At 70.5% G+C, this 24,138-nt stretch carries 18 protein-coding genes; 9 read left to right on the forward strand and 9 right to left on the reverse strand.

Translation table 11 applies throughout. From position 1 onward, the window contains the following. Window positions 1-221: 221 nt before the first annotated feature. Together ACIBTU_RS30530 and ACIBTU_RS30535 are read right to left on the reverse strand one after the other, a co-directional pair. The gene (locus ACIBTU_RS30530) at window positions 222-1,046 is read right to left on the reverse strand and encodes a PaaX family transcriptional regulator C-terminal domain-containing protein (protein ID WP_399129791.1); all 825 of its coding nucleotides are present in this window, start codon (window positions 1,044-1,046) and stop codon (window positions 222-224) included. A gap of 40 nt (window positions 1,047-1,086) precedes the next feature. Continuing rightward, a complete protein-coding gene (locus tag ACIBTU_RS30535) occupies window positions 1,087-2,775 on the reverse strand; it encodes an AMP-binding protein (RefSeq protein WP_399129792.1) in 1,689 nt (562 codons plus the stop codon). Between the two features lie 191 nt (window positions 2,776-2,966). Here ACIBTU_RS30535 and ACIBTU_RS30540 point away from each other — a divergent pair, with 191 nt between their 5' ends. The 3 genes from ACIBTU_RS30540 (at window position 2,967) to ACIBTU_RS30550 (ending at window position 6,191) form a co-directional block, all read left to right on the forward strand. Continuing rightward, window positions 2,967-4,100 carry an acyl-CoA dehydrogenase family protein gene (locus ACIBTU_RS30540; RefSeq protein ID WP_399129793.1) on the forward strand — a complete coding sequence of 378 codons (1,134 nt, stop codon included), beginning with the start codon at window positions 2,967-2,969 and terminating at the stop codon, window positions 4,098-4,100. Window positions 4,101-4,138: 38 nt separating this feature from the next. After that, window positions 4,139-4,522, forward strand: a complete 384-nt coding sequence (locus ACIBTU_RS30545; protein WP_399129794.1) for a RidA family protein — start codon at window positions 4,139-4,141, stop codon at window positions 4,520-4,522. A gap of 118 nt (window positions 4,523-4,640) precedes the next feature. Next, complete coding sequence (locus tag ACIBTU_RS30550) at window positions 4,641-6,191, forward strand: MFS transporter (RefSeq protein WP_399129795.1); 1,551 nt, start codon at window positions 4,641-4,643, stop codon at window positions 6,189-6,191. Here ACIBTU_RS30550 and ACIBTU_RS30555 read toward each other — a convergent pair. Both ACIBTU_RS30555 and ACIBTU_RS30560 read right to left on the reverse strand, forming a co-directional pair. Beyond that, a complete protein-coding gene (locus tag ACIBTU_RS30555; protein WP_399129796.1) occupies window positions 6,157-6,606 on the reverse strand; it encodes a hypothetical protein in 450 nt (149 codons plus the stop codon). The genes ACIBTU_RS30550 and ACIBTU_RS30555 overlap by 35 nt on opposite strands. 567 nt (window positions 6,607-7,173) lie before the next feature. Further along, window positions 7,174-7,515: a hypothetical protein gene (locus tag ACIBTU_RS30560; protein ID WP_399129797.1), complete on the reverse strand. Its 342-nt coding sequence runs from the start codon at window positions 7,513-7,515 to the stop codon at window positions 7,174-7,176. Window positions 7,516-7,640: 125 nt separating this feature from the next. Between ACIBTU_RS30560 and ACIBTU_RS30565 the strand changes: the two genes are divergently transcribed. Further along, window positions 7,641-8,759, forward strand: a complete 1,119-nt coding sequence (locus tag ACIBTU_RS30565; RefSeq protein ID WP_399129798.1) for a hypothetical protein — start codon at window positions 7,641-7,643, stop codon at window positions 8,757-8,759. Window positions 8,760-8,798: 39 nt separating this feature from the next. Here the strand turns inward: ACIBTU_RS30565 and ACIBTU_RS30570 are convergent, their stop codons facing one another. Then, on the reverse strand, window positions 8,799-10,328 hold the full coding sequence (locus ACIBTU_RS30570; RefSeq protein ID WP_399129799.1) for a helix-turn-helix domain-containing protein: 1,530 nt from the start codon (window positions 10,326-10,328) through the stop codon (window positions 8,799-8,801). Window positions 10,329-10,539: 211 nt separating this feature from the next. Then, the gene (locus tag ACIBTU_RS30575; protein WP_399129800.1) at window positions 10,540-10,887 is read right to left on the reverse strand and encodes a hypothetical protein; all 348 of its coding nucleotides are present in this window, start codon (window positions 10,885-10,887) and stop codon (window positions 10,540-10,542) included. Between the two features lie 125 nt (window positions 10,888-11,012). On the opposite strand from ACIBTU_RS30575, the gene ACIBTU_RS30580 reads away from it, so the two are divergent. Next, on the forward strand, window positions 11,013-11,636 hold the full coding sequence (locus tag ACIBTU_RS30580; RefSeq protein ID WP_399129801.1) for a hypothetical protein: 624 nt from the start codon (window positions 11,013-11,015) through the stop codon (window positions 11,634-11,636). Between the two features lie 220 nt (window positions 11,637-11,856). Further along, window positions 11,857-14,589, forward strand: a complete 2,733-nt coding sequence (acnA, locus tag ACIBTU_RS30585; RefSeq protein ID WP_399129803.1) for an aconitate hydratase AcnA — start codon at window positions 11,857-11,859, stop codon at window positions 14,587-14,589. A gap of 68 nt (window positions 14,590-14,657) precedes the next feature. Here acnA and infA read toward each other — a convergent pair whose 3' ends face one another. The 3 genes from infA to ACIBTU_RS30600 all read right to left on the reverse strand — a co-directional run bounded on the left by infA (window position 14,658) and on the right by ACIBTU_RS30600 (window position 19,753). Further along, on the reverse strand, window positions 14,658-14,879 hold the full coding sequence (infA, locus tag ACIBTU_RS30590; RefSeq protein ID WP_399129804.1) for a translation initiation factor IF-1: 222 nt from the start codon (window positions 14,877-14,879) through the stop codon (window positions 14,658-14,660). Next, on the reverse strand, window positions 14,879-15,661 hold the full coding sequence (locus tag ACIBTU_RS30595) for a GNAT family N-acetyltransferase (RefSeq protein ID WP_399129806.1): 783 nt from the start codon (window positions 15,659-15,661) through the stop codon (window positions 14,879-14,881). The genes infA and ACIBTU_RS30595 overlap by 1 nt, the downstream gene beginning before the upstream one ends. Before the next feature lie 198 nt (window positions 15,662-15,859). Beyond that, on the reverse strand, window positions 15,860-19,753 hold the full coding sequence (locus ACIBTU_RS30600; protein ID WP_399129807.1) for a GH92 family glycosyl hydrolase: 3,894 nt from the start codon (window positions 19,751-19,753) through the stop codon (window positions 15,860-15,862). 849 nt (window positions 19,754-20,602) lie between these two features. Between ACIBTU_RS30600 and ngcE the strand changes: the two genes are divergently transcribed. From ngcE to ACIBTU_RS30615, 3 genes are read left to right on the forward strand one after another with little or no spacing between them, the layout of a single operon-like run. After that, on the forward strand, window positions 20,603-22,009 hold the full coding sequence (gene ngcE, locus ACIBTU_RS30605) for an N-acetylglucosamine/diacetylchitobiose ABC transporter substrate-binding protein (protein ID WP_399129808.1): 1,407 nt from the start codon (window positions 20,603-20,605) through the stop codon (window positions 22,007-22,009). Between the two features lie 7 nt (window positions 22,010-22,016). Beyond that, window positions 22,017-23,078: a carbohydrate ABC transporter permease gene (locus ACIBTU_RS30610; protein ID WP_399129809.1), complete on the forward strand. Its 1,062-nt coding sequence runs from the start codon at window positions 22,017-22,019 to the stop codon at window positions 23,076-23,078. Further along, complete coding sequence (locus ACIBTU_RS30615; RefSeq protein ID WP_399129810.1) at window positions 23,075-23,983, forward strand: carbohydrate ABC transporter permease; 909 nt, start codon at window positions 23,075-23,077, stop codon at window positions 23,981-23,983. The genes ACIBTU_RS30610 and ACIBTU_RS30615 overlap by 4 nt, the downstream gene beginning before the upstream one ends. The last annotated feature ends 155 nt before the right edge of the window (window positions 23,984-24,138 follow it).

The following is a 24,138-nucleotide window of genomic DNA, read 5'->3' on the forward strand; positions in this document are numbered from 1 at the left end:
GCCGGGCCGCCGGCCCGCCCCCACCCCCCCAGGGGCGGGGGCGGGGGGTGGGGGGTTGGGGGGGGGGGGGGGGGGGGGGGCTGGTCGCGCAGTTCCCCGCGCCCCTGAAATGCACGCCCTTCGGGCGGCATTTCCCCGATGAGATGGCGCACGAAGTGCGCATCTCAGGGGCGCGGGGAACTGCGCGAGAAGCCCCACCGGCCCACACCCCGCGACGAGACCTAACCCCCCGCGGCGCGCACGTATCCCGCCGCCGCATCGCGCAGCAACCCGTCCAGCGCCCGGAAGACCTCGAACGCCCGCACCCCCGGCCAGTCCACCGGCAACAACTCCCGCGGCAACCCCGGATCCGCGTAAGGAAGATGCCGCCAGGAGTCCAGGGCCAGCAGATGATCCCGGTAGGCGAGGCGCGGGTCGGCGACCGGGCGCCCCTCCCAGGCCCGCAGCACCCCTTCCTGCTCCCCGAGGAACGCCTCGTACAGCTTCGCGAGGGCCGGCAGATCCCACCAGCGGGCCACCGCCTCGGCCGTCGCCGCGAACCCCAGATGCTCGCCCCGGAACAGATCGACGTACCCGGCGCAGCCGATCCGTTCGAGCGTGTGCCGCGTCTCCTCGTACAGCCCGGCGGGCGCCAGCCACACGCCGGGCGCCGCCGTGCCGAACCCCAGCCCGCTGAGCGTCGACCGCAGCACGTGCCGCCGAGCCCGCTGGGACTCCGGCACGGAGAACACCGCGAGGACCCAGCCCTCGCCCGCCTCCGGCGTCCCGTAGACCCGTCGGTCGCCGTCGTCGAGGAGCTGGCGGGCGTCGTCGGACAGGGCGTACGCGGCGGCGCCCGCCTCGGTGCGGGCGGGCACGAGGAGGCCGCGCCGCTTGAGCCGGGAGACCGCCGAGCGGACCGACGGCGCGTCGACCCCGGCCGCGCCGAGCAGCCGGATCAGTTCGGCGACGGGCACGGGCCCGGGGAAGTCCCGCCCGTGCGCTCCGTACAGAGTGACGATGAGGGACCGCGGGGTGTGGACGGTGGGGACGGGCTGCTCGGACACGTGATCACTGTACGGTCCGCCCTGCTCGCGCACGCCGGGATCACTCCGCGTCCGGGGCCGCCCCGCCGCCCGGCTCCCGCAGCCGGAACCGCTGCAGCTTCCCCGTCGCCGTACGCGGCAGCGCGTCCAGGAACTCGATGACGCGCGGGCACTTGTACGGCACCAGCTCCGCCTTCACGAACTCGCGCAGCGCCTCCGGATCGCGGCGCGCGCCCGGCCGCAGCACGACGTGCGCGACGGCGATCTGCCCGCGCGCCTCGTCGGGCCGCGCCACGACCGCCACCTCCGTCACATCGGGATGCTTGAGCAGCGCGTCCTCGACCTCGGGCCCCGGGATGTTGTAACCCGCCGAGATGATCATGTCGTCGGCGCGGGCGAGATAGCGGAAGTAGCCGTCGGGCTCACGGACATAGGTGTCCCCGGTGACGTTCCAGCCGTGCCGTACGTACGTGGTCTGCCGCTCGTCGGCGAGATAGCGACAGCCGACCGGCCCGCGCACCGCGAGCAACCCGGGTTCCCCGTCCGGGAGTTCGGCGCCCGCCGCGTCCACGATCCGGGCCTGCCAGCCGGGCACGGGCACGCCCGTGGTGCCGGGCCGGATCGCCTCGTCGGCCGCCGAGATGAAGATGTGCAGCAGCTCGGTCGCGCCGATCCCGTTGATGATGCGCAGCCCGGTCGCCTCGTGCCAGGCCTCCCACGTGGCCGCCGGCAGGTTCTCCCCGGCGGAGACGCAGCGCCGCAGCGAGGACACGTCGTGCGGTCCCGCGGCCATCTCGGCGAGCATCGCGCGGTACGCGGTCGGCGCCGTGAACAGCACCGACACCCGGTGCTCGGCGATCGCCGGCAACAGTTGGCGCGGGCCCGCCTGTTCGAGCAGCAGCGCACTGGCGCCCGCCCGGAGCGGGAAGATCACGAGGCCGCCGAGACCGAAGGTGAAGCCGAGCGGCGGGCTGCCCGCGAACACGTCGTCCGGGGTGGGCCGCAGGACGTGTCGCGAGAACGTGTCGGCGATCGCGAGCACGTCCCGGTGGAAGTGCATGCAGCCCTTGGGTCGGCCCGTCGTCCCGGACGTGAACGCGATGAGCGCGACGTCGTCCGAGGCCGTCTCCACCGCCTCGTACGCGTCGGGCTTCCCGGCGGCCAGGCTGAGCAGGTCGTCGGGGCCGTCCCCGCCGAACGTGGCGATCCGCAGCCCCGGGACCTCGGCCTTGAGCAGGTCGTCCACCGCGCGGGCGTCGCACAGCGCGTGCCCGACCCGCGCGATCTCGCACATCGTGGCCAGCTCGGCGGACCGCTGCTGCGCCAGCACTGTCACGGCCACCCCGCCCGCCTTCATCACGGCGAGCCAACAGGCCGCCAGATGCCGGGTGGTGGGGCCGCGCAGCAGCACCCGGTTGCCCGGGACGACGCCGAGGTCGTCGGTCAGGACGTGCGCGATCCGGTCGACGGTCGCCTTCAACTCCCCGTACGTCCACGGCGGTTCGCCGGGGGAGTGGAAGGCCGGCCGGTCCGCCCCGAACCGCTCCGCCGTCGCGTCGAGCAGCTCGGCCCCGCAGTTCAGTCGCTGCGGGTACCGGAGCTCGGGCAGCTCGAAGGCGAGCCCCGGCCACAGCTCGGCGGCCGGCAGATGGTCGCGGGCGAACGTGTCCGTGTACGCCGAGGGCGACAGCGGGGGCGGAGCGGTGGACGGGCCGGACTGCGGATCGTGCGGTGCGGACGGTGAGGTCATCGCCGGGCGCCCCCTTGCCGTGTGGGCCCGCACGCCGGATGGGCGCGCCGGGCCGTCGCGTTCACGCGACTGCTGATGGCCGGATGTCGGTTGGTCGCACATCGAGCGTATCGTGATGGTGACGACAGTCAACGGGGCGCGATACGGTTCCCGGGAAGCCGAGGGTGCTCGACCGGGAGGAGCAAGGCCGTATGGGGTCATTCTCACTCGAACCGTCACAGGTCGCCTGGTGCGCCGAGATTCGCGAGCTCGCCGCGCGGCATCTCGTCCCGCTCGCCGAGAAGGCCGAGCCGGGCCGGATCGATCGCCCGCTCGTCGCCGAACTGGGCCGCCTGGGTCTCCTCGACCGCCTCTTCACCTCCGGCGCGCTCGACCTGTGCCTGATGCGCGAGTCGCTGGCCCGGGTCTGCACGGAGGCCGAGACCGCCCTCGCCCTCCAAGGCCTCGGCGCCCACCCCGTGCACGCCCACGGCAGCGACGCACTGCGCGCCCGCTGGCTGCCGGAGGTCACCGCGGGCCGCGCCGTGGCCGCGTTCGCGCTGAGCGAGCCGGGCGCGGGCTCGGACGCCGCCGCGCTCTCCCTCGCCGCCGAACCGGACGGCCTCGACGCCTGGCGCCTGACCGGCGAGAAGTGCTGGATCTCGAACGCGCCGGAGGCCGACCTCTACACGGTCTTCGCCCGCACCACCCAGGGCGCGGGCGCCCGCGGCGTCACCGCGTTCCTCGTCCCCGCCGACCGCCCCGGCCTGACCGGCGAGCCCCTCGACATGCTCTCCCCGCACCCCATCGGCGCCCTCGCCTTCGACGGCGTCCCCGTCACCCGGGCCGACCTGCTCGGCGAGGTCGACGCCGGCTTCCGCGTCGCGATGGGCACCCTGAACCTCTTCCGCCCCAGCGTCGGCGCGTTCGCCGTCGGCATGGCCCAGGCCGCCCTGGACGCGACCCTCGCCCACACGGCCTCCCGCCAGGCCTTCGGCGGCCCGCTCGCGAACCTCCAGACCGTCGCCCACCAGGTCGCCGACATGGCCCTGCGCGTCGAATCGGCCCGCCTCATGGTCTATGCGGCCGCCTCCTCCTACGACGAGGGCGCGGACGACGTCCCCCGCACCGCCGCGATGGCCAAACTCCTCGCCACGGAGACCGCCCAGCACGTCGTCGACACCGCGGTCCAGCTCCACGGCGCCCGCGCCCTGCGCCGCGGTCACCTCCTCGAACACCTCTACCGCGAGGTCCGCGCCCCCCGCATCTACGAGGGTGCCTCCGAGGTCCAACGCGCCATCATCGCCAAGGAGTTGTACGCCCCTCTGCGAAAGGCCGCCCAGTGACGGAAGTCGAGCACCCCCACCCTTCCCACCTCGACCGGGTGAACCCCCCGACCCTCTCCCCGCCCACCGGCTTCTCCCACGCGGTCGTCGCCACCGGCACCCGCCTGGTCCTCCTCGCCGGCCAGACCGCCCTGGACGCGGATGGCAAGATCGTCGGCGACACCCTCCCCGCCCAGTTCACCCAGGCCCTCACCAACCTCCTGACCGCGCTGCGGGAATCCGGCGGCACCCCCGCCGACCTCGCTCGCGTCACCGTCTACACGACCGACGTCGCCGCCTACCGCACCCACGCCCGCGAACTGGGCCGCATCTGGCGCGACCTGGCCGGCCGCGACTACCCGGCGATGGCCGTCATCGGCGTCGTCCGCCTGTGGGACGAGGAGGCGATGGTCGAGATCGACGGCATGGCGATGCTGCCGTAGAAGGCCATCTGAGTCCTCTTCGGCCGGACCTTGATCGACTGGTGGCTGTCGGGGCGCGGGCTTATTTTCGAGGGGTGGGCCGAACGGCCCACGGGTCCTCACACGAGGGCGATGCGCGATGACACATCCCGAGCCCGCGACACCAGCAGCGACCGCCGCCCCACCGAAGGGCGACGGCAAGGGCATCGCCCTGTTCGTGATCGCCTCCTGCCAGCTCATGGTCGTGCTCGACATCACGATCGTGAACATCGCGCTCCCGCACATCCAGGACGCGCTCGACTTCTCGACCACGAACCTGTCCTGGGTGGTCAACGCGTACACGCTGACCTTCGGCGGACTGCTGCTGCTCGGCGGCCGCACCGGTGACATTCTCGGCCGCCGCCGCGTCTTCATCTTCGGCGTGCTCCTCTTCGGCCTCGCCTCCCTGCTCTGCGGAGTCGCCCAGGCCGAATGGCAGCTGCTCGCCGCCCGCGCCTTGCAGGGGGTCGGCGGCGCCATCGCCTCGCCGACCTCGCTCTCGCTGATCACCACGAACTTCGACGAAGGGCCCGAACGCAACCGGGCCTTCGGTGTGTTCGCGGGTGTCTCGGCCGCCGGCGGTGCGATCGGCCTCCTCGCCGGCGGCGTCCTCGTCGAATGGCTCGACTGGCGCTGGATCTTCTTCGTCAACGTGCCGATCGCCCTGCTCATCGCCTTCCTCACCCCGCGGCACGTCAAGGAGTCCGAACGGCACCCCGGCCACTTCGACTTCCTGGGCGCGCTCACCTCCACCCTCGGCATGGTGGCGCTCGTCTACGGCTTCATCCGCGCCGCGCAGGAGGGCTGGCGGGACGCCCTGACCCTCACGTCGTTCGGCGTCGCGGTCGTCCTGCTGATCACGTTCATCCTGATCGAGCGGAGATCGCGGCAGCCCATCACCCCGCTGCACATGTTCGCCGACCGCAACCGCGCGGGCACGTACGGCATCATGCTCTGCCTCGCCGCGGCGATCTTCGGGATGTTCTTCTTCCTGACCCTGTTCGTGCAGAGCGTCCTCGACTTCAGCCCGCTCCAGGCCGGCCTGGCGTTCCTGCCGGTCAGCGCGGTGGTCGCGGTGGCGGCCGGGTTCACCTCGCAGGGGCTGCCCAAGTACGGGCCGAAACCGTTCATGGCGTTCGGCTCGCTCTTCCTGGCCGCCGGCCTGTCCTGGCTGACGTTCACCGACGTCCACTCCACCTATGCGGGCTCGATCCTCGGCCCGATGCTGGTGTTCAGTCTCGGCATGGGCCTGCTGTTCGTCTCCCTGACCCTGATGGCGCTGTCGAACGTCGCGCCGCACGAGGTGGGCGCCGCGTCCGGCCTGCTCAACGCGACCCAGCAGGTGGGCGGTTCGCTGGGCCTGTCCATCCTCGTCACCGTCTTCGGCACGGCGAGCAACAACGAGGCCCACACCCAGGTCCCGGCCTTCCTCGCGCAGGCGACCCCGCTGGAGAAGGCCCAGTTCGCCCGCACCGGCCGCCTCCCCTCACCCTGGGGCGACCAGGTCCTCGCCTCGGGTGTCTCGGCCGGCTTCATCGTGGCCGCCGCGTTCGCGGTCGTGGCCCTGATCATCTCCCTCACGGCCATCCAGGTCCGGCCGTCCGACATCGAACGCCTCAAGGGAGGCGCGGGACCACCGGGGGCGGGCTGACCGAGCCGGCACCCCAGTCGAACACCGGGGCGCCGCCGCCCTCCTCCGCGAACGACACCGAGGGCGCGGCGCCCCGAAGCCCGAGCGCCTCCCGCAGAAACCCGCTCATCGCCAACGCCGCGACCTCGCACCGGTAGTCGGCCACCGGATACCGCAACTCATGCACCTCGACGACCAGCCCGTCCGGGTGCGAGGCCATCATCTCGGGCCCGTGCAACGCGGCCCCGAACGCCAACCAGGCACAGTCCTCCCAATACAGGGGAGCGCCGGGAAGGGCGAGCGAGACCTTGCCATGGACGGTCAGCGCCCCGTTCCCGCTCCACGCCGCCGCGCCCCGCCGCACCACCTCACCCGTGAGATCAGCAGCAAACCCAAAGCCCCCACGGCGCGCCCGAAACCTGTACGTCCGCACCATGCGGCCCCGCCTCCTCGCTAGTCTTCGCCCCTGCACACTGGTCAACGAGCAAGCGGGGGAGGCCGGTTCCGGACCATGTCACTGTTCGCCCTCTTCGGACCGCCGGCCGTCACGCTCCTTCTCATGGTCATCGGCACGCTGCCGTACGCGTGGTGGGTGACGAGGAAGAAGCCCTCGCAGCCGGCCCGCTGGGCCGTGCTCGGCGGCGCGGTCGCCCTCGCCGCCTACGGGGGCCGGAACCGGCTACGGGCTGGCGTTCGTCCGCCCGCTCGACCTCTGCGCGGACACCGACGGCTCCGGGGCACACACCGACGCGTGGCGGGAGGCCGCACTGACCTCGGTGCGCGTGGAGGCCTTTCCACCGGCCGTCACCTGCTCGTGGTCGGACGGCGCCACGAGCGCCGCGGTGTGGCCCGGGGCCACGTTCCTGCTCTGCGCCGGTCTGGCCTGTTCGGCGGTCTGCGTCGGCCTGCTGCTCAGACGCCGACGCGCCACCACCAAGCGCACCCGATCGTACGTCCGGACGTGACACACACCCCGGGTCCCTCCTGACCCGGCGCCGGGCGGTCAGGCTTCGGGTCTGAACCGCTCGTCGTCCAGGAGATCCCGCAGGTAGTCGTGCAGCTCGGCCGGTAGATCGCGGGTGCGGAGCTGCTCCAGGTGCGCCAGGTGGGCCCGCCGCACCTGACCGGTGAACGTCAGCTCGAAGATCGCGTGCAACTGGGCCTCGAGCGCCACGAGATCCCGCTCCTCGGCCGCGCCGGCGGCGAGGGCGGTCACCAAAGTGGTGACCTCGCCGGGCTGATACGCGCGGATCAGATCGGTGACCCGGTCGGCGCCCAGCGCACGCGTGCGTGGGTTCGCCGCCACGATCTCCCGCAGCAGCGCGACGAGTTGCCGAGACTCCATGGGCGTCCCTTCTGTTGCCCTTCCGGTGCGGGTCCTGGCCACCGTCCCGTTCCCGAATCTCGATTGTCCCGTGGGCGGGCCGGTGCGAGGATTCCGGGGTTTCCAAGGGGAGGGGCCGAGGGGTATTGGCTGTGTTCGTCTGCGCGGAGTGTGGTGCCGGGCTCACCGCGGAGGTGCTCCGGGTCGTCCTGCCGGCCCACGCGCATCAGAGTTACGGGAACGGCGTGCAGCTGCCCGTGCTGATGGAGGCGGGGACGTACGCCGTGGATCCGGAGCCGTGGGGGCCGCCGTGGCGGACGTGGGACGAGCTCGCCCCGGGAGAGGCCGCGCGGCGCGGTGTGCACCTGCCGGAGCCGCGGCTGTCGGACGCCCCGGCCGGCGCGGTCGTCGTCGCGCCCGGTGACACGCGCGGCACCCGGTTGATCCCCGGGAAGAGCGACGGGGCCTGCTGCGGACTGGACGGCCGTGACGGCCCGAACATGGCCTGCGCCTCCTGCGCGGCGCCCGTGGCGACCCGGGTCGACGACTGCTCGCTCTGGCAGGCGGTGTGGCTCCTATCGGGCGCCGTGCGCCGCGTTCCCACCGAAGGGGACGCGGCCGAACCTCTGGCCTGGGAGCGGGTGATGGCCCAGGCGCAGCCCTCGGTCCCGTTCGAACCGATCGCGACCTGGGGCGGCGGACGATTCGGGACAGGGCACTACTGGTCGTGGAACCCCCGGTGGGAAGCCGCGGCCGGGCAGGCGCTGGCCCACCTGATCGCGGCCTCCGAGGGGGAGCCGCTGGCGGTCCCGGACGGCCTGACCGCGCAGGTGTTCCGGCGCGGCCTCGACGCGCTGCTGCCCGCCGGCCCGCCCGCGCGCCGTGCCGTACTGGCAGGACCCGGGCTGCCCGCGCCGGAGGGCGCCGCGGACGTGCTCCTCGTCCCGGTCCATCCACAGACCGGAGAAGAGTGGACACCGCCCCGTGCCGCCCGCTCGGCGTACCGGGTGCCGCTGCCCGTCGACGTGTGGCTGGCCCTGGTCCGCCCGCAACCGCGCGGGCCCGTACCGGAACCGGTGTCGGGCGGTCTGCCCCCGCTCGTACGGTGCGACTACCCGATCCCGCCGGGCGGGCGCGGGCACTTCTGGGTGGACCGATGGGTGTTCCGGCGCACCGCGGCACGGCTGCCCGCCGCACGCAGCCCGTGGTTCCGCGAGGTGATCGAGCACCGCGCGGAACACGGGCGGAGCCACGGCCTGTTCTAGCTCCGGCGCGGCCGAGCGGCGCGGCCGGAGCGGGGCGGCTCAGATGTCGCGGAAGATCTCGATCTGCGCGCCCACCGAGTTGAGCCGCTCCGCCAGATCCTCGTAACCCCGGTTGATGACATACACGTTGCGCAGCACCGACGTGCCGTCCGCCGCCATCATGGCGAGGAGGACGACGACCGCGGGGCGCAGCGCCGGCGGGCACATCATCTCGGCGGCGCGCCAGCGGGTCGGGCCCTCGACCAGGACGCGGTGGGGGTCCAGGAGCTGGAGGCGGCCGCCGAGGCGGTTGAGGTCGGTGAGGTAGATCGCGCGGTTGTCGTAGACCCAGTCGTGGATGAGGGTCTTGCCCTGGGCGGCGGCCGCGATCGCCGCGAAGAACGGCACGTTGTCGATGTTCAGGCCCGGGAACGGCATCGGGTGGATCTTGTCGATCGGCGCCTCCAGCTTGGAGGGGCGGACCGTCAGGTCGACCAGGCGCGTGCGGCCGTTGTCGGCGACGTACTCCGTGGAGCGGTCGTGGTCGAGGCCCATCTCCTCCAGGACGGCCAGCTCGATCTCCAGGAACTCGATCGGGACGCGGCGCACGGTGAGTTCGGACTCGGTGACGACGGCCGCGGCCAGCAGGCTCATCGCCTCGACCGGGTCCTCGGAGGGGGAGTAGTCGACGTCGACGTCGATGTGCGGGACACCGTGCACGGTCAGCGTCGTCGTGCCGATGCCGTCGACGCGGACGCCGAGCGCCTCCAGGAAGAAGCAGAGGTCCTGGACCATGTAGTTGGACGAGGCGTTGCGGATGACGGTCGTGCCGTCGTGGCGGGCCGCGGCGAGCAGCGCGTTCTCCGTCACGGTGTCGCCGCGCTCGGTCAGCACGATCGGGCGGTCCGGGGCCACGTCCGGCTGGACCTCGGCGTGGTAGAGCCCCTCGGTCGCCGTGATGTCGAGCCCGAAACGGCGCAGCGCGATCATGTGCGGCTCGATCGTGCGGGTGCCGAGGTCGCAGCCGCCCGCGTACGGCAGCTTGAAGTGGTCCAGGCGGTGCAGCAGCGGGCCGAGGAACATGATGATCGAGCGGGTGCGGCGGGCCGCCTCCGCGTCGATCGACCCCATGTCGATCGTGGCCGGCGGCACGATCTCCAGGTCGACGCCGTCGTTGATCCAGCGGGTGCGCACGCCGATGGAGTTGAGGACCTCGAGGAGCCGGTAGACCTCCTCGATGCGGGCGACGCGGCGCAGTACCGTGCGGCCCTTGTTGAGGAGGGAGGCGCAGAGCAGCGCCACGCACGCGTTCTTGCTCGTCTTGACGTCGATGGCGCCGGACAGGCGGCGGCCGCCGACGACCCGCAGGTGCATCGGGCCCGAGTAGCCGAGCGACACGATCTCGCTGTCGACGGCCTCGCCGATCCGCGCGATCATCTCAAGGCTGATGTTCTGGTTGCCGCGCTCGATGCGGTTGACGGCGCTCTGGCTGGTTCCGAGTGCCTCGGCCAACTGTGCCTGCGTCCAGCCCCGGTGCTGCCGGGCGTCACGGATGAGCTTGCCGATGCGTACGAGGTAGTCGTCTGCCATAGCGGCAGGTTATCTCAGATATGAGATGACGCATTCCGTGGGGCCCGTTCGGGTGAAGGGGCTTGACGGAGCCTCAGCGACCGCACTCGTGACCGATGGGGCCGATGTGACCTTAGTGGCGGAAGTGGATGATTACGGTCATATGCGGACTTGACGGAGTGTCGCGCCGACAGGAATGCGACAGGAACGCCTACTACGGCAGCGCCCGGCGTCAGGCATCCGTCACACAGCCCACCGCACAGCCCCGCTCCCGGAACCGTCTCCGCATCGCCGCCGCCGCATCCTCCCGCCGCGCGTACACAAACCCGAAGTGCCCCCGCATCAACTCCAGCGCCGCGTCCACCCGCACGATCGCCGGCTCCCCGGGCCCCGCCCGCCGCCGCGCCTCCGCGATCGCCATGTCGCAGGCCCGCTTCAGCGCCACCGGATACCGACGCCGTTCGGCCGCGTGCGCGCGCCGCACGTTGAAGGGCCGCCTCGCCCGACCACCCGCCAGCAGGCCGAGCGCGACGAGGCCGACCCCGGCGGCCGCCACGAGTGCGCCGAGCGTCACATTCACGGTCCACCCCCTGCGGGGGAGGGTAGCCCTGCCGTATATCTCTTGGCCGCACGTACATGTCCGCACGCGAAAGGACTCCGATGGTGACCAGTCGTCCCCGGGCGCGTGGAGGCCGCGGTGCACTCGTGGCCTGCACCTTGGTGCTCGCCACCGCGGGCTGCGGCTCGGGCGGCGGAGGGGCCGCGTCGCCGACGCCCGGGTACATCGCGCGCGCGGAGCAGCTCTGCGGAGGTTCTGTGCTGTCGAAGGGCGCCGGTGAGGCCCTCGAAGTGATCACTGGGGCCGACCGGTTCGAACCCACGAACAAGAAGACCACCGTCGCGGCCGCCGCCGCGAAACTGTCCCGCGCGTCCGTCTCTACGACCGTGGCGAGAGGGGAGATCTGCGGCATCTTCACATCTGCCGATGCCCGGGTCGACCGCCTGCGCGTCCGCTGGCGCATGGAGGACAGCGGCCCGGACGGGCCGTCCGCCTCGAAGTTCACCCTGTTCCCGATGGGCGACCGGGCCGGTGGGGCGACCGACCGCGCCTTCGTTTCCTTCTCCTGTCATGCCAACGGCGTGCCCGTCGCCATACCCGACCACATCACTGTCGAAGTTGAGAACCCGGACGTGTTCAAGGAGCCCGAAGGTGACCCCCAGAGTCTGAAGCGCGCCTACGTCACCGTCGCCCACTCCTTCTCCCTGGCCCTGGCCAAGCAGCTCCGCTGTGTCGATGACGGCGACCTGAAGGCGACACCCTCCCTGTAGCACTGGTGGAGCGGCGGGTGGCGTACGACGATGGAACGGCGCCGCTTGATGGCACCGGCGGGTGATGTACTAGAGTTATCTCGACATCGAGATATCTGCCGAGGCGTGCCGCAGTCGCGCGACCTCGCCGCCCCGAGGGTAAGGGTTACCTAACTAAGCCTTACCTTAGCGGATCGGCGAGCACGTCGTGTCGGCAGGATGTGGTGGAACGCGCACATATATGAAGGAGACTGTCGTGTCGGCGAACAGCTTCGACGCCCGCAGCACGCTGCGCGTGGGCGACGAGTCGTACGAGATCTTCAAGCTGGACAAGGTCGAGGGCTCCGCGCGCCTCCCTTACAGCCTGAAGGTTCTCCTGGAGAACCTGCTCCGCACCGAGGACGGCGCGAACATCACCGCCGACCACATCCGTGCCCTCGGCAACTGGGACTCGCAGGCCCAGCCCGCCCAGGAGATCCAGTTCACGCCGGCCCGCGTGATCATGCAGGACTTCACCGGTGTCCCGTGTGTCGTGGACCTCGCGACCATGCGTGAGGCCGTCGCGGCCCTCGGCGGCGACCCGGCGAAGATCAACCCGCTCTCCCCGGCCGAGATGGTCATCGACCACTCCGTCATCGCCGACAAGTTCGGCACGAGCGACGCCTTCAAGCAGAACGTGGACCTGGAGTACGGCCGCAACCGCGAGCGGTACCAGTTCCTGCGCTGGGGCCAGACGGCCTTCGACGACTTCAAGGTCGTCCCGCCGGGCACCGGCATCGTGCACCAGGTCAACATCGAGAAGCTGGCCCGCACGGTCATGGTCCGTAACGGCCAGGCCTACCCCGACACCCTGGTCGGCACCGACTCGCACACCACGATGGTCAACGGCCTGGGCGTCCTGGGCTGGGGCGTCGGCGGCATCGAGGCCGAGGCCGCCATGCTCGGCCAGCCGGTCTCCATGCTGATCCCGCGCGTCGTCGGCTTCAAGCTGACGGGCGAGCTCCCGGCCGGCACCACCGCCACCGACCTGGTCCTCACGATCACCGAGATGCTGCGCAAGCACGGCGTCGTCGGCAAGTTCGTCGAGTTCTACGGTGAGGGCGTCGCCGCCACCTCCCTGGCCAACCGCGCCACCATCGGCAACATGTCGCCGGAGTTCGGCTCCACCGCCGCGATCTTCCCGATCGACGACGAGACCCTGAACTACCTGCGTCTGACCGGCCGTGACGCCCAGCAGGTCGCGCTCGTCGAGGCGTACGCCAAGGAGCAGGGCCTCTGGCTGGACCCGGCCGCCGAGCCGGACTTCTCCGAGAAGCTCGAGCTGGACCTCTCCACGGTCGTCCCGTCGATCGCCGGCCCGAAGCGCCCGCAGGACCGCATCGTCCTCGCCAACGCCGCCCAGCAGTTCGCCGTCGACGTGCGCAACTACGTCGCCGACGACGACGAGGCGGGCAAGGAGTCCTTCCCGGCCTCCGACGCCCCGGCGAACCACCCCAACGGCGCCCCGTCGAAGCCGGTCACCGTGACCGCCCCCGACGGCTCGACGTACGAGATCGACCACGGCGCCGTCACCGTCGCCGCGATCACCTCCTGCACCAACACGTCGAACCCGTACGTGATGGTCGCCGCCGCGCTCGTCGCGAAGAAGGCCGTCGAGAAGGGCCTGACCCGCAAGCCGTGGGTCAAGACCACCCTCGCCCCGGGCTCGAAGGTCGTCACCGACTACTTCGACAAGGCCGGTCTGACGCCGTACCTCGACAAGGTCGGCTTCAACCTGGTCGGCTACGGCTGCACCACCTGCATCGGCAACTCGGGCCCGCTGCCCGAGGAGGTCTCGAAGGCCGTCAACGACCACGACCTGGCCGTGACGTCCGTCCTCTCCGGTAACCGGAACTTCGAGGGCCGCATCAACCCCGACGTCAAGATGAACTACCTGGCGTCCCCGCCGCTGGTCGTCGCGTACGCCATCGCTGGCTCGATGAAGGTCGACATCACCAAGGACGCCCTCGGCACGGACCAGGACGGCAAGCCGGTCTACCTGTCCGACCTGTGGCCCTCCGAGGCCGAGGTCAACGACGTCGTGGCCAACGCCATCGGCGAGGACATGTTCGACAAGTCCTACGAGGACGTCTTCGCGGGCGACGCCCAGTGGCAGGCCCTGTCGATCCCGACCGGCAACACCTTCGAGTGGGACGCCGAGTCCACCTACGTCCGCAAGCCCCCGTACTTCGAGGGCATGGGCATGGAGCCGGCCCCGGTCGCCGACATCTCCGGCGCCCGCGTCCTGGCCAAGCTGGGCGACTCGGTCACCACCGACCACATCTCGCCCGCCGGCGCCATCAAGGCCGACACCCCGGCCGGCCAGTACCTCACCGAGCACGGTGTGGAGCGTCGTGACTTCAACTCCTACGGCTCGCGCCGAGGCAACCACGAGGTCATGATCCGCGGCACGTTCGCCAACATCCGCCTGCGCAACCAGATCGCGCCGGGCACCGAGGGCGGCTACACCCGCGACTTCACGCAGGCCGACGCGCCGGTGTCGTTCATCTACGACGCCTCGCAGAACTACCAGGCCGCCGGCACCCCGCTGGTCATCCTGGGCGGCAAGGAGTACGGCTCCGGCTCGTCCCGCGACTGGGCCGCCAAGGGCACCGCGCTCCTCGGCGTCAAGGCCGTCATCACCGAGTCGTACGAGCGCATCCACCGCTCGAACCTCATCGGCATGGGCGTCCTGCCGCTCCAGTTCCCGGCCGGCCAGAACGCCGACTCGCTCGGCCTGACCGGCGAGGAGACCTTCTCCATCGCCGGCGTCACCGAGCTCAACAACGGCACCACGCCGAGCACGGTCAAGGTCACCACCGACACGGGCGTCGAGTTCGACGCGGTCGTCCGCATCGACACCCCCGGTGAGGCCGACTACTACCGCAACGGCGGCATCATGCAGTACGTGCTGCGCAACCTGATCCGCAAGTAGGCATCAGGCCCAGCAGGGCGGTCGAGGGCCGCATCCCCGGTGACGGGGGTGCGGCCCTCCGCCTTGGGTCAGCGGTACCGGTAGACGATCCGGCCGCGCGTCAGGTCGTAGGGGCTGACCTCCACGAGCACCCGGTCGAACGGCAGGATCTTGATGTAGTTCTTCCGGATCTTGCCGCTGATGTGCGCCAGCACCGTGTGCCCGCTCTTCAGCTCCACCTGGAACTTGGCGTCGCGCAGGCACTCCATGACGGTGCCCTCGATCTCGATACCGCGGTTCGTCTTCGACATCAGCGGAGCACCATTTCCACGTTGCCGCCGGCGCGCTCGGCGCCGACGCTCTCGAACAGGGCCAGGGCCGCCTCGTTGCGCTCGCCGACCTCGGCGGACACCGACTCGGCCCCGGACGCGTGCAGGGAGCCGAGCACCTCGGCGAGCAGCGCCCGCGCGACCCCCCGGCGCCAGCAGTCGGCCCGGACGGCGAGGAGCCCGATCCGCGGCTGCCGCGGCACCGGTGCGAGCCGGAGCAGTCCCACGTAGCGCCCGGACTCCTGCGCCACCGTGTACTTCGTCGGGTCCGTCACGACGGCGTCGTCGAGGCGGGGCAGCACCTCGGCCGGCATCTCCTGCCAGCCGACCGAGGCCCCGACCTCGTCCCGGACCGCACGGTCCAGTTCGCGCAGCGGGTCCCGCTGCGGAGCGCCGAAGGGGAGGAGCGTCACGCCCGACGGTGGACGGACCGTGCCGAGGCCGGTGACCTGCGGGTCGGTGGGAACGATGTACACGCGCTCGCGGCGCGCGGCGGTGAAACCGGCGTGCTCCCAGCGGGACACGAGGTCCGCGTCGGCCTCGTCGACCACCGTGTACAGGGGGCGGGGGAGTCCCGCGAGCACGGCCTCGACCAGCGGGCCGAAGAGCGCGTCCCGCCAGACGTCGATGCCGAGGAAGAGCCGTCCGTCGTGCCGCCGCCAGGCCTCACCACGGCCGACCACCAGGTCGTCCTCCAGCGCGTGCCACTGATGGTCGGCGACGCGCGAGATCACCGTCGAGCCGGTCTGTTCTGTTGATTCCATAGGTCTTCACCTTTTCGGGATCGCCATGTCGAAAGCGCTCCCGGGCGACCTACGTCAATCGCCTGACCGTGGGGAAAGGAGGAGCACCCACTTGCCTTCTCTGTACATGGGTCTCACCTCCAAGGGCCGCGTCACGGTTCGTGCGAGACACTAAGCGCCGTGACGCGGCCCTGTCCAACCAATTAACCGGGCAAGGGATCAGCCGAGCAGTTCCACCTCCGCCACCGTCGCCGCGCCACCCGCGAACACCAGCCGGTAGTACCGGTGTTCGCCCGGGTCGCTCACGCCGAACACCCGCGTCTGGCGGTCCCACGCGAAGGACTCACCGGAGCGCGTGTCGAGCGTCTTCCAGGACGTGCCGTCGTCCGACGCCTCCAGCTTCCAGCCCGCCGGGGCCTTCGCCCGGTCCCCGGACGTCAGCGTGTACTGCACCGCCCGAGCCCCGTCCGCGCCGACCGGCAGCTCCACCGACTCCGAACTCGTCGAGGTGGCCGAGGAGTTGTCGAACAGCGGACCCGAGCCCTTCGTGACGTCCGCGCGCGGGGCCGGCACCTTGTCGTCCTGCGTGATCGACGTCGGCGCCGCGTCCTTGCCCGTACCCCACGCCGACGGCTTGTCGCCCATCGCGAACTCGATGACGCCGCCCTTCGACACGACCGAGTGCGGGAGCGAAGTCTTCGACCAGGTCCGGCCGTTGACCTTCACGCCCTGCACGTAGACGTTCTTCGCGCTGTTCCGGGGCGCCTTGACGACGAGGTCCTCACCGTTCTCCAGATGCAGCGTCATCTTCGTGAACTGCGGGGAACCGATCGCGTACTCGCCGCTTCCCATGACGAGCGGATAGAAGCCCATCGAGGAGAAGAGGTACCAGGCGGACTGCTCGCCGTTGTCCTCGTCACCGTGGTAGCCCTGGCCGATCTCGCTGCCCGTGTACAGGCGCGAGAGCACCTCGCGGACCTTCTCCTGCGTCTTCCACGGCTGCCCGGCCGCGTCGTACATGTACGTGACGTGGTGCGCGACCTGGTTGGAGTGCCCGTACATGCCCATCCGCACGTCCCGGGCCTCCGTCATCTCGTGGATGACCCCGCCGTACGAGCCGGCGACCTCCGCCGAACCGGTCTCCGGCGTCGCGAAGTACGTGTCGAGCTTCTTCGCCAGACCGCCGCGGCCCCCGTACAGATTGGCCAGGCCCCGGCTGTCCTGGACCGCCGTGAACGCGTAGCCCCAGGCGTTCGTCTCCGTGTAGTCGTAACCCCACACGCGCGGGTCGAAGTCCTGCGACTTCACGCGCCAGTCGCCCCGGGCGTCCTTGCCCTGGAAGAAGCCGGTGCCGGCCGCCTTGCCGTCGAACATGTTCACGTAGTCGCGGGCCCGGTTCAGGAAGTACTCCGACTCCTCCCGGTACTTCTTCTCACCCGTCTTCTTGTAGAGCGCCTGGCCCATCCGTGCGATGCCGTAGTCGTTGAGGTAGCCCTCCAGCGCCCACGACAGGCCCTCGTGGGTGTCCGTCGACGTGTAGCCGAGGAACGGCGAGGTCTCCATGCCCTTGCGGCCCACGCCGGACGACGGCGGCACCACGGTCGCGTTCTTGACCGCCGCCTTGTACGCCGCCTCGGCGTCGAAGCCCTCGACGCCCTTCACGTACGCGTCGGCGAACGCCACGTCCGACGACGTGCCCGTCATCAGGTCCGCGTACCCGGGCGAGGACCAGCGCGAGATCCAGCCGCCGTCCCGGTACTGCTGCACGAACCCGTCGACCAGCTCACCCGCCTTCTCCGGGGTGAGCAGCGAGTACGCGGGCCAGGTCGTCCGGTACGTGTCCCAGAAGCCGTTGTTGACGTACGGCTTCCCCTCCACGATCTTCGCGCCGGTGTGCGTCGGGGTGTCCGGACCCGGCATCGGGGAGAACGGCGAGGCGTACTTGTACGTGCCGCCCTTGCCTCCCTTGTCGCCCTCCGAACGGACCTTCTCGAAGCCCGAGTTGGGGTACAGGTACAGCCGGTACAGCGAGGAGTAGAGCGAGGTCAGCTGGTCGTCCGTCGCGCCCTCCACCTCCACCTTCCGCATCAGGGTGTCCCACTGGGCCCGCGCCGCGTCCCGCACCTGCGCGAACGACCGCTGCTCGGGCACCTCCTGCGCCAGGTTGTCGGCCGCCTGATCGATGCTGATGAGCGAGGTCGCCAGGCGCAGCGTCACCGTGCGGTCCTTGCCCGCGTCGAAGGTGAAGTGGCCCTTCACGCCCGCCGACGCGGCCTCCTTCACCGGCTTGTCGAAGACGCCGTACACGAACAGCCGGGTCGCGCCCGTCGACAGGCCCGACTTCACGTCCGAGTAGCCGGTGACGACCCCCTTGTCCTGGTCGAGCGTGAGGCCGCCCTGCTCCGAGACGTTGTCGAAGACCACGCTCGCGTCGTCGCCCGGATAGCTGAAGCGCAGCGCCGCCGCGTGATCGGTGGGGGCCATCTCGGCCTTCACACCGTTCTCGAACGTCACGCCGTAGTAGTACGGACGGGCCGTCTCGTTCTCGTGCCGGAAGGGCAGCGCGCGGCCCGCGCGGGACGTGTCGACCGTCTTCGCCGCCGACGGCATCATCTGGAAGGTCTGGCGGTCACCCATCCACGGACTCGGCTCGTGGCTCGCCGCCAGCGCCTCCATCGTGGGCAGGTTGTCCTTGTTGTTGTCCCGCGCGTAGTCGTAGAGCCAGCTCAGCGAGCCCGCGTTGGTCACCGGCGTCCAGAAGTTGAAGCCGTGCGGGACGGCCGTCGCCGGGAAGGTGTTGCCGCGCGAGAAGCCGCCGCTGGAGTTCGTGCCGCGGGTCGTCGACGCGTAGTCGCTCAGGTGCGCCTTCGGTTCGGCGGGCTTCGCCCGCTCGATGCCGAGGTCGTCGAGCCAGCCGCGGAACTTCGCCGGACCCTTGGGGGAGTCGTACGCGACGAGGATCCGGTCGACCGTCTTCCCGGCCGCGACCGAGCCGATCCCGGAGCGCACCGCGTTCCACTGGTTCACGTACAGCCGCTTCGCCGCGCCCTGCCCCTGTGGCGTGAGGAGCCCGCCGTGGGAGTCGACGGCCTTCAGGTCGCTCAGGTAGGTGCCGTCGGTGAAGGCCAGGTCGACCGAGACGTTCGTGGCGTCGTAGTCGAGGTCCTTGTCGGCCATCTGCGGGAAGATCTTGTACGACAGCTCGGTGTCCTTCTCCACCGCCACGTCGACGTCGAACACCTTGTTGTACGAGTACGCGCGCCCGTCCGTCTTGTGCGTGCCCGCGTAGCGCAGCGCGCGCACCCCCGTGAAGCCCGCGCCCGCCTTCGCCGTCGGCGAGCCGCCCGGACCCTTGTCGACGAGGGAGAGCATGTCCTCGGGGGCCGGCGCCTGCTCGTCGCCCGTGGACAGCTGCAGGTCGGCGAGCTGCGTGATGTCCGGCGCGCCGTTGTTCTTCGTGAACTCGATCCGGAAGTGCGCGTACGCGGCCGGCTTCTCGATCGCGTACGTCTTCGTCTCGAACCGCGCCCCGAAGCTCTCCCCGGTACGGCTGTCCAGGGTGGTCCATGTCGTGCCGTCCGCCGAGCCCTTGAGGACCCAGTCCTTCGGGTCGCGCTCGTCGTGGTCGTTCGCCGAGGTCAGCGCGTACTTGCGGACCTCCACGGGGGAGTCGAGGTCGTACTCGACCCAGGCCGTCGGCGCGAAGGCCAGCCACTTCGTACTGGACTCCCCGTCGACCAGGTTCTCCTTGGTCTCCCCGCCGCCCGCGTTCTCCGCGCTGGCCCGGACCTCGGTGACGTGCCCGTTCACATTGCCGGGGATCCCGGCGACGTAGCCGCCGTCGACGCCGCTCGCGCGCTTCTTCCCGTCGGCGTCCGTGTCGACCGTGTTCAGCCAGTCCGGCGCTGGCTGGCCCGCCTCGAACGAGGAGCTGAACCCCTGCGCCGCGTCCCGTTCCCCGTCGGGCCGCGGAGCCGCCGCGCCCTGTCCGGCGCTGGTCAGGACCAGGGCCGCCGCCCCCAGTACCGCCGTGATGCCGAGCCCCGGCCGGCCCCGGCCGGCTCTGTACCGGCCCGTTCTGTACCCCGTGCGTCCTCTGGTTCCGCCCTGCATCCCTGCACCCTCCCGGCGCGCTTGGACAACGTTGTCAGCTTGATGCGCAGGGTCCAGTAGTGCGGCAAGTGGCCAAGGGTGTCAAGGGTGTTGGACCGTACGGGCCGACACGCCCGGTGAGGACTCGCTCGGGTGTACGGGGCACGGAAACGCGCTCCGCGTTCGACCTCCGAACGCGGGGCGGCCGGCGGCGCGGGGGAATGTCGACAAGGGCGATGCCGTGGCTTGTTTCTGTGAGGTCTCAACTCGGAAAAGACCGACGTCCAAACCTGCATTCGATCTTGCCCACCCCGCGGGAAGTGGACTATACCTGTCGGCGTCTGGCCCGGCCGGTGCGAACCGGCCGCGGACGGGCCCGGGGAACGGGGGGAGAGCGGCGGGGGCGCGAGCGCGCGGTCCGTCGGGTTCCCCCCTTGCCACCGGTTGTCATCGCAGCACTCAGCTCCAACCGTGTTTCCCCTCCGCGAGGGGCACGACACAGCACAGCACCGCGGTGCCGGGGAGGATCCGGTTCACCGCCTGAGTCCTGGAGAAGGCGAGGACTTGAGCATGGGTTCCACCCCCGGCGTACGCCATCGCGATCTGACCGGGCGGGGCGCGACCGTCGCTCCGGCCGCGGCCCCGGCGACCGCATTTCCGGCATCGCTCAGCTGATCACCCTCGGTGCCGCCGAACGGCACCGGGACGACGGCGAAACGCCCCGATGCACAGCTCCGCGGACCCCTCTGGCGGAGACCCGCACCTGGGGCGCGCTCAACGAGACGTGCGGCGAGGGCCGGGCCGACCCGGCCCGCCGGCCGCACACGCAGCACACCCGTACAGCTCCAACCGATCAGTGAGGATGCAGAGATGACCATTCGTTCCGGCTCTCTCGACAGGCGGACGCTCCTGCGCGGGGCGATCGCAACCGCGGCGATGGGTTCGTTCGCGGTGGCGTGTGGCTCTCCCTCCGGCAAGGGCGACGGCGGCGGTGGCCCCAAGGGCGAGAAGAGCGCCACGAACCCGTTCGGCGTCGCCAAGAACTCGAAGGTCGACGCTGCCATCTTCGACGGCGGCTACGGCACCGACTACGTCGACTACACCAACCAGGTCGTCGGCAGCCAGGTCAAGGGCCTCCAGGTCAAGGTCAAGCCCGTCGTGGACATCGCGCCGGAGCTCCAGCCCCGCTTCGTCGGCGGCAACCCGCCGGACCTCATCGACAACTCCGGCGAGGACCAGATCGGCTTCCTCGGCATCCTCGACCAGCTCGAGGAGCTCGACGACGTCTTCGAGGCCAACACCTACGAGGGCAAGAAGATCGCCGACATCGTCTACCCCGGCGTCAAGGGCCCCGGCACGTTCAAGGACAAGTTCGTCGGGCTCAACTACGTGATGACGGTCTACGCCGTCTGGTACTCGAAGACCCTGTTCGAGGCGAACGGCTGGACCCCGCCGAAGACGTGGGACGAGGCGCTCGACCTCGGCCAGAAGGCGAAGAAGAAGGGCAAGTACCTCTTCGTCCACGGCAAGGAGGCGGCGACCTACTACCGCACGCTCCTGATCGACTCGGCGATCAAGGAGGGCGGCGACGAGGTCCGGCTCGCGCTGGAGAACCTGGAGAAGGGCTGCTGGTCGCACCCGGCCGTCCAGGGCGTCATCAAGGTCATGGAGACCATGGTGAAGCAGAAGATGTTCGTCCCCGGCGGCTCGGGCACCCAGTTCCAGAAGGCGCAGGCGATCTGGAGCAACGACCAGAAGGCGCTGCTCTACCCGTCCGGTGGCTGGATCGAGAACGAGATGAAGAAGGCCACCAAGGACGACTTCCAGATGACCGGCTTCCCGTCGATGACGCTCACCGACAAGCCGAAGCTGCCCTACGAGGCGATCCGCGCGGCCGCGGGCGAGCCGTTCATCGTGCCCAAGCAGGGCAAGAACCCGGCCGGCGGCAAGGAAGTCCTGCGGGCGATGCTGTCCGAGAAGGCGGCGTCGAACTTCTCCAAGACGAAGCTGGCCCCGACGATCGTCAAGGGCACCGTGCCCGCCGACGGCTACGGGTCCTCGGCCCTCGTCTCGCAGACGAAGATGCTCGATGCCGCCGGCACCAACATCTTCACGTACAACTTCATCGAGGCGTACGGGATGAACACGGACCAGCTGGTGCCGTTCAACTCCTTCCTCTCCGGCGACATCGACGGCAAGGGGCTGACCTCGGCGCTGCAGAAGATCTCCGACAAGATCCGGGAAGACGACTCCGTCGACAAGATCAAGGTCAGCTAGCACCGCGATGAAAGAAACGACCACCATCTCCGACACCGCGAGCCGCCGGCCCACGCCGGCCGCTCGCGGTGGGCGGCCCCGGCGCCGCAAGCTCACCTTCGACCGGGTGACGTTCTTCCTCGCGTTCCTCGGTGTCCCGCTGGCCATCTTCGTGCTCTTCGTCCTGTACCCCTTCGTCCAGGCGATCTTCTGGGCGATGACCGACTGGCGCGGCTTCAGCCCGGACTACGAGTTCGTCGGCCTGGACAACTTCACCAAGATGTTCCAGGACGACGTCTTCATGAAGGCGTTGCGCAACATCGCGCTCCTCGCGGTCTGCGTGCCGCTGGTGACGCTGACGCTCGCCCTGGGGGTCGCGGTGGCGGTCACCCTGGGCGGCCCCAGCAGGGGCCCCGTCCGGGGCATCAAGGGAGCCTCGTTCTACCGGATCGTCTCGTTCTTCCCCTACGTCGTGCCGGCGATCATCGTCGGCCTGGTGTGGGCGCAGATGTACGACCCGAACGCCGGTCTGGTCAACGGCATCCTCACCGGGCTCGGCCTCGACCAGTTCGACACGTTCGCGTGGCTGGGCGAGACGGCGAGCGCGATGCCGGCCCTGATGTTCGTCATCGTCTGGGGTCTCGTCGGGTTCTACGCGGTGCTCTTCATCGCGGCGATCAAGGGCGTCCCGGCCGAGCTGTACGAGGCGGCCAGGATCGACGGAGCCGGCCGGCTGCGGATGACGCTCTCGGTCACCCTGCCGTCGATCCGGGACACGGTGCAGACGGGCTACATCTACCTGGGCATCGCCGCGCTCGACTCGTTCGTCTACGTCCAGGCGATGCTGCCGGGCGGCGGCCCGAACAACTCGACCCTGACGATCAGCCAGCGGCTGTTCAATGTCGCCTTCGCCAAGCAGCAGTTCGGACTCGCCACCGCGATGGGGGTCGTCCTCGCCGTCGTCACCCTGGTGTTCGCGGCGCTCGTGTTCCTCGTCAACCGCCTGACCGGCGGCGGCGAGGGCGAGGGCAGAAAGAAGGCGTCCGGAGCCAAGGCTCGGCGCAGCGCAGCCAAGGGAGGTGCCCAGTGAGCGCCGTAGTCGCCGACCGGGAGCAGACGACGGACCGCAAGCCGGCGCGTGACCGCAAGCTGACGCGCGCCGCCGCGAACAGCGACCGCCGGTTCGCGGTGATCTCGCACACCCTGCTGATCCTGTGGTCCGTGATCGTGATCGTGCCCATGCTGTGGGTGCTGGTCTCGTCGTTCAAGACGACCAAGGAGATCCTGTCCTCGCCGTTCTCCCTGCCGGAAAAGTGGCGGTTCGAGAACTACGCGCACGCGTGGACCGACGCGAGCATCGGGAAGTACTTCCTCAACTCGGTGATCATCGTCGTCTGCGCGCTGGTCCTGGTCATGCTGCTGGGCGCGATGTGCGCCTACATCCTGGCCCGGTTCGAGTTCCCCGGGCGCCGGCTGATCTACTACGTGATGCTCGCCGGGCTGACCTTCCCGGTCTTCCTGGCGATCGTGCCGCTGTTCTTCCAGCTCCAGAACTTCGGGCTGCTGAACACGCGGCCGGGGCTGATCCTGACGTACGTGGCGTTCGCGCTGCCGTTCACGATGTTCTTCCTCTACTCGTTCTTCCGGTCGCTGCCGCACGACGTCTACGAGGCCGCGCTGATCGACGGCGCGGGTGACTGGCGGGCGTTCTTCCAGGTGATGCTGCCGATGGCCAAGCCGGGCATGGCCGCGGTGGCGATCTTCAACTTCCTGGGCTTGTGGAACCAGTTCCTGCTGCCGGTGGCACTCAACACCGACCAGGACAAATGGGTACTGACCCAGGGGATGGCCGCCTACGCGTCCTCACAGGTCTACGACATCGACTACGGCGGGCTGTTCGCGGCGATCGTGGTCACCGTCGTGCCCGTACTGATCGTGTACATCATCTTCCAGCGGCGGATCGCCGGCTCGGTGTCGCAGGGCACCTTCCGCTGACGCGCACCGGCGCGCGGCACCCGCATCAGACAGGGGTGGGGGGGGGGGGGGGGGGGGGGGGGGGGGGGGGGGGGGGGGGGGGGGGGGGGGGGGGGGGGGGGGGGGGGGGGGGCGGGGGAGGGGGGGGGGGTGGGGGGGGGGGGGGTGGGAGGGGA

The organism is Streptomyces sp. NPDC050145, assembly GCF_044460245.1.
Taxonomy (GTDB): domain Bacteria; phylum Actinomycetota; class Actinomycetes; order Streptomycetales; family Streptomycetaceae; genus Streptomyces.

Bases quoted from the DNA above. Each gene is read 5' to 3' on its own strand.
- ACIBTU_RS30595 (WP_399129806.1), bottom strand. From the start codon at position 15,661: ATGGAATCAACAGAACAGACCGGCTCGACGGTGATCTCGCGCGTCGCC.
- infA (WP_399129804.1), bottom strand. From the start codon at position 14,879: ATGTCGAAGACGAACCGCGGTATCGAGATCGAGGGCACCGTCATGGAG.
- ACIBTU_RS30610 (WP_399129809.1), top strand. From the start codon at position 22,017: ATGAAAGAAACGACCACCATCTCCGACACCGCGAGCCGCCGGCCCACG.
- ACIBTU_RS30555 (WP_399129796.1), bottom strand. From the start codon at position 6,606: ATGGTGCGGACGTACAGGTTTCGGGCGCGCCGTGGGGGCTTTGGGTTT.
- acnA (WP_399129803.1), top strand. From the start codon at position 11,857: ATGAAGGAGACTGTCGTGTCGGCGAACAGCTTCGACGCCCGCAGCACG.
- ACIBTU_RS30550 (WP_399129795.1), top strand. From the start codon at position 4,641: ATGACACATCCCGAGCCCGCGACACCAGCAGCGACCGCCGCCCCACCG.
- ACIBTU_RS30600 (WP_399129807.1), bottom strand. From the start codon at position 19,753: ATGCAGGGCGGAACCAGAGGACGCACGGGGTACAGAACGGGCCGGTAC.
- ngcE (WP_399129808.1), top strand. From the start codon at position 20,603: ATGACCATTCGTTCCGGCTCTCTCGACAGGCGGACGCTCCTGCGCGGG.
- ACIBTU_RS30535 (WP_399129792.1), bottom strand. From the start codon at position 2,775: ATGACCTCACCGTCCGCACCGCACGATCCGCAGTCCGGCCCGTCCACC.
- ACIBTU_RS30540 (WP_399129793.1), top strand. From the start codon at position 2,967: ATGGGGTCATTCTCACTCGAACCGTCACAGGTCGCCTGGTGCGCCGAG.
- ACIBTU_RS30560 (WP_399129797.1), bottom strand. From the start codon at position 7,515: ATGGAGTCTCGGCAACTCGTCGCGCTGCTGCGGGAGATCGTGGCGGCG.
- ACIBTU_RS30570 (WP_399129799.1), bottom strand. From the start codon at position 10,328: ATGGCAGACGACTACCTCGTACGCATCGGCAAGCTCATCCGTGACGCC.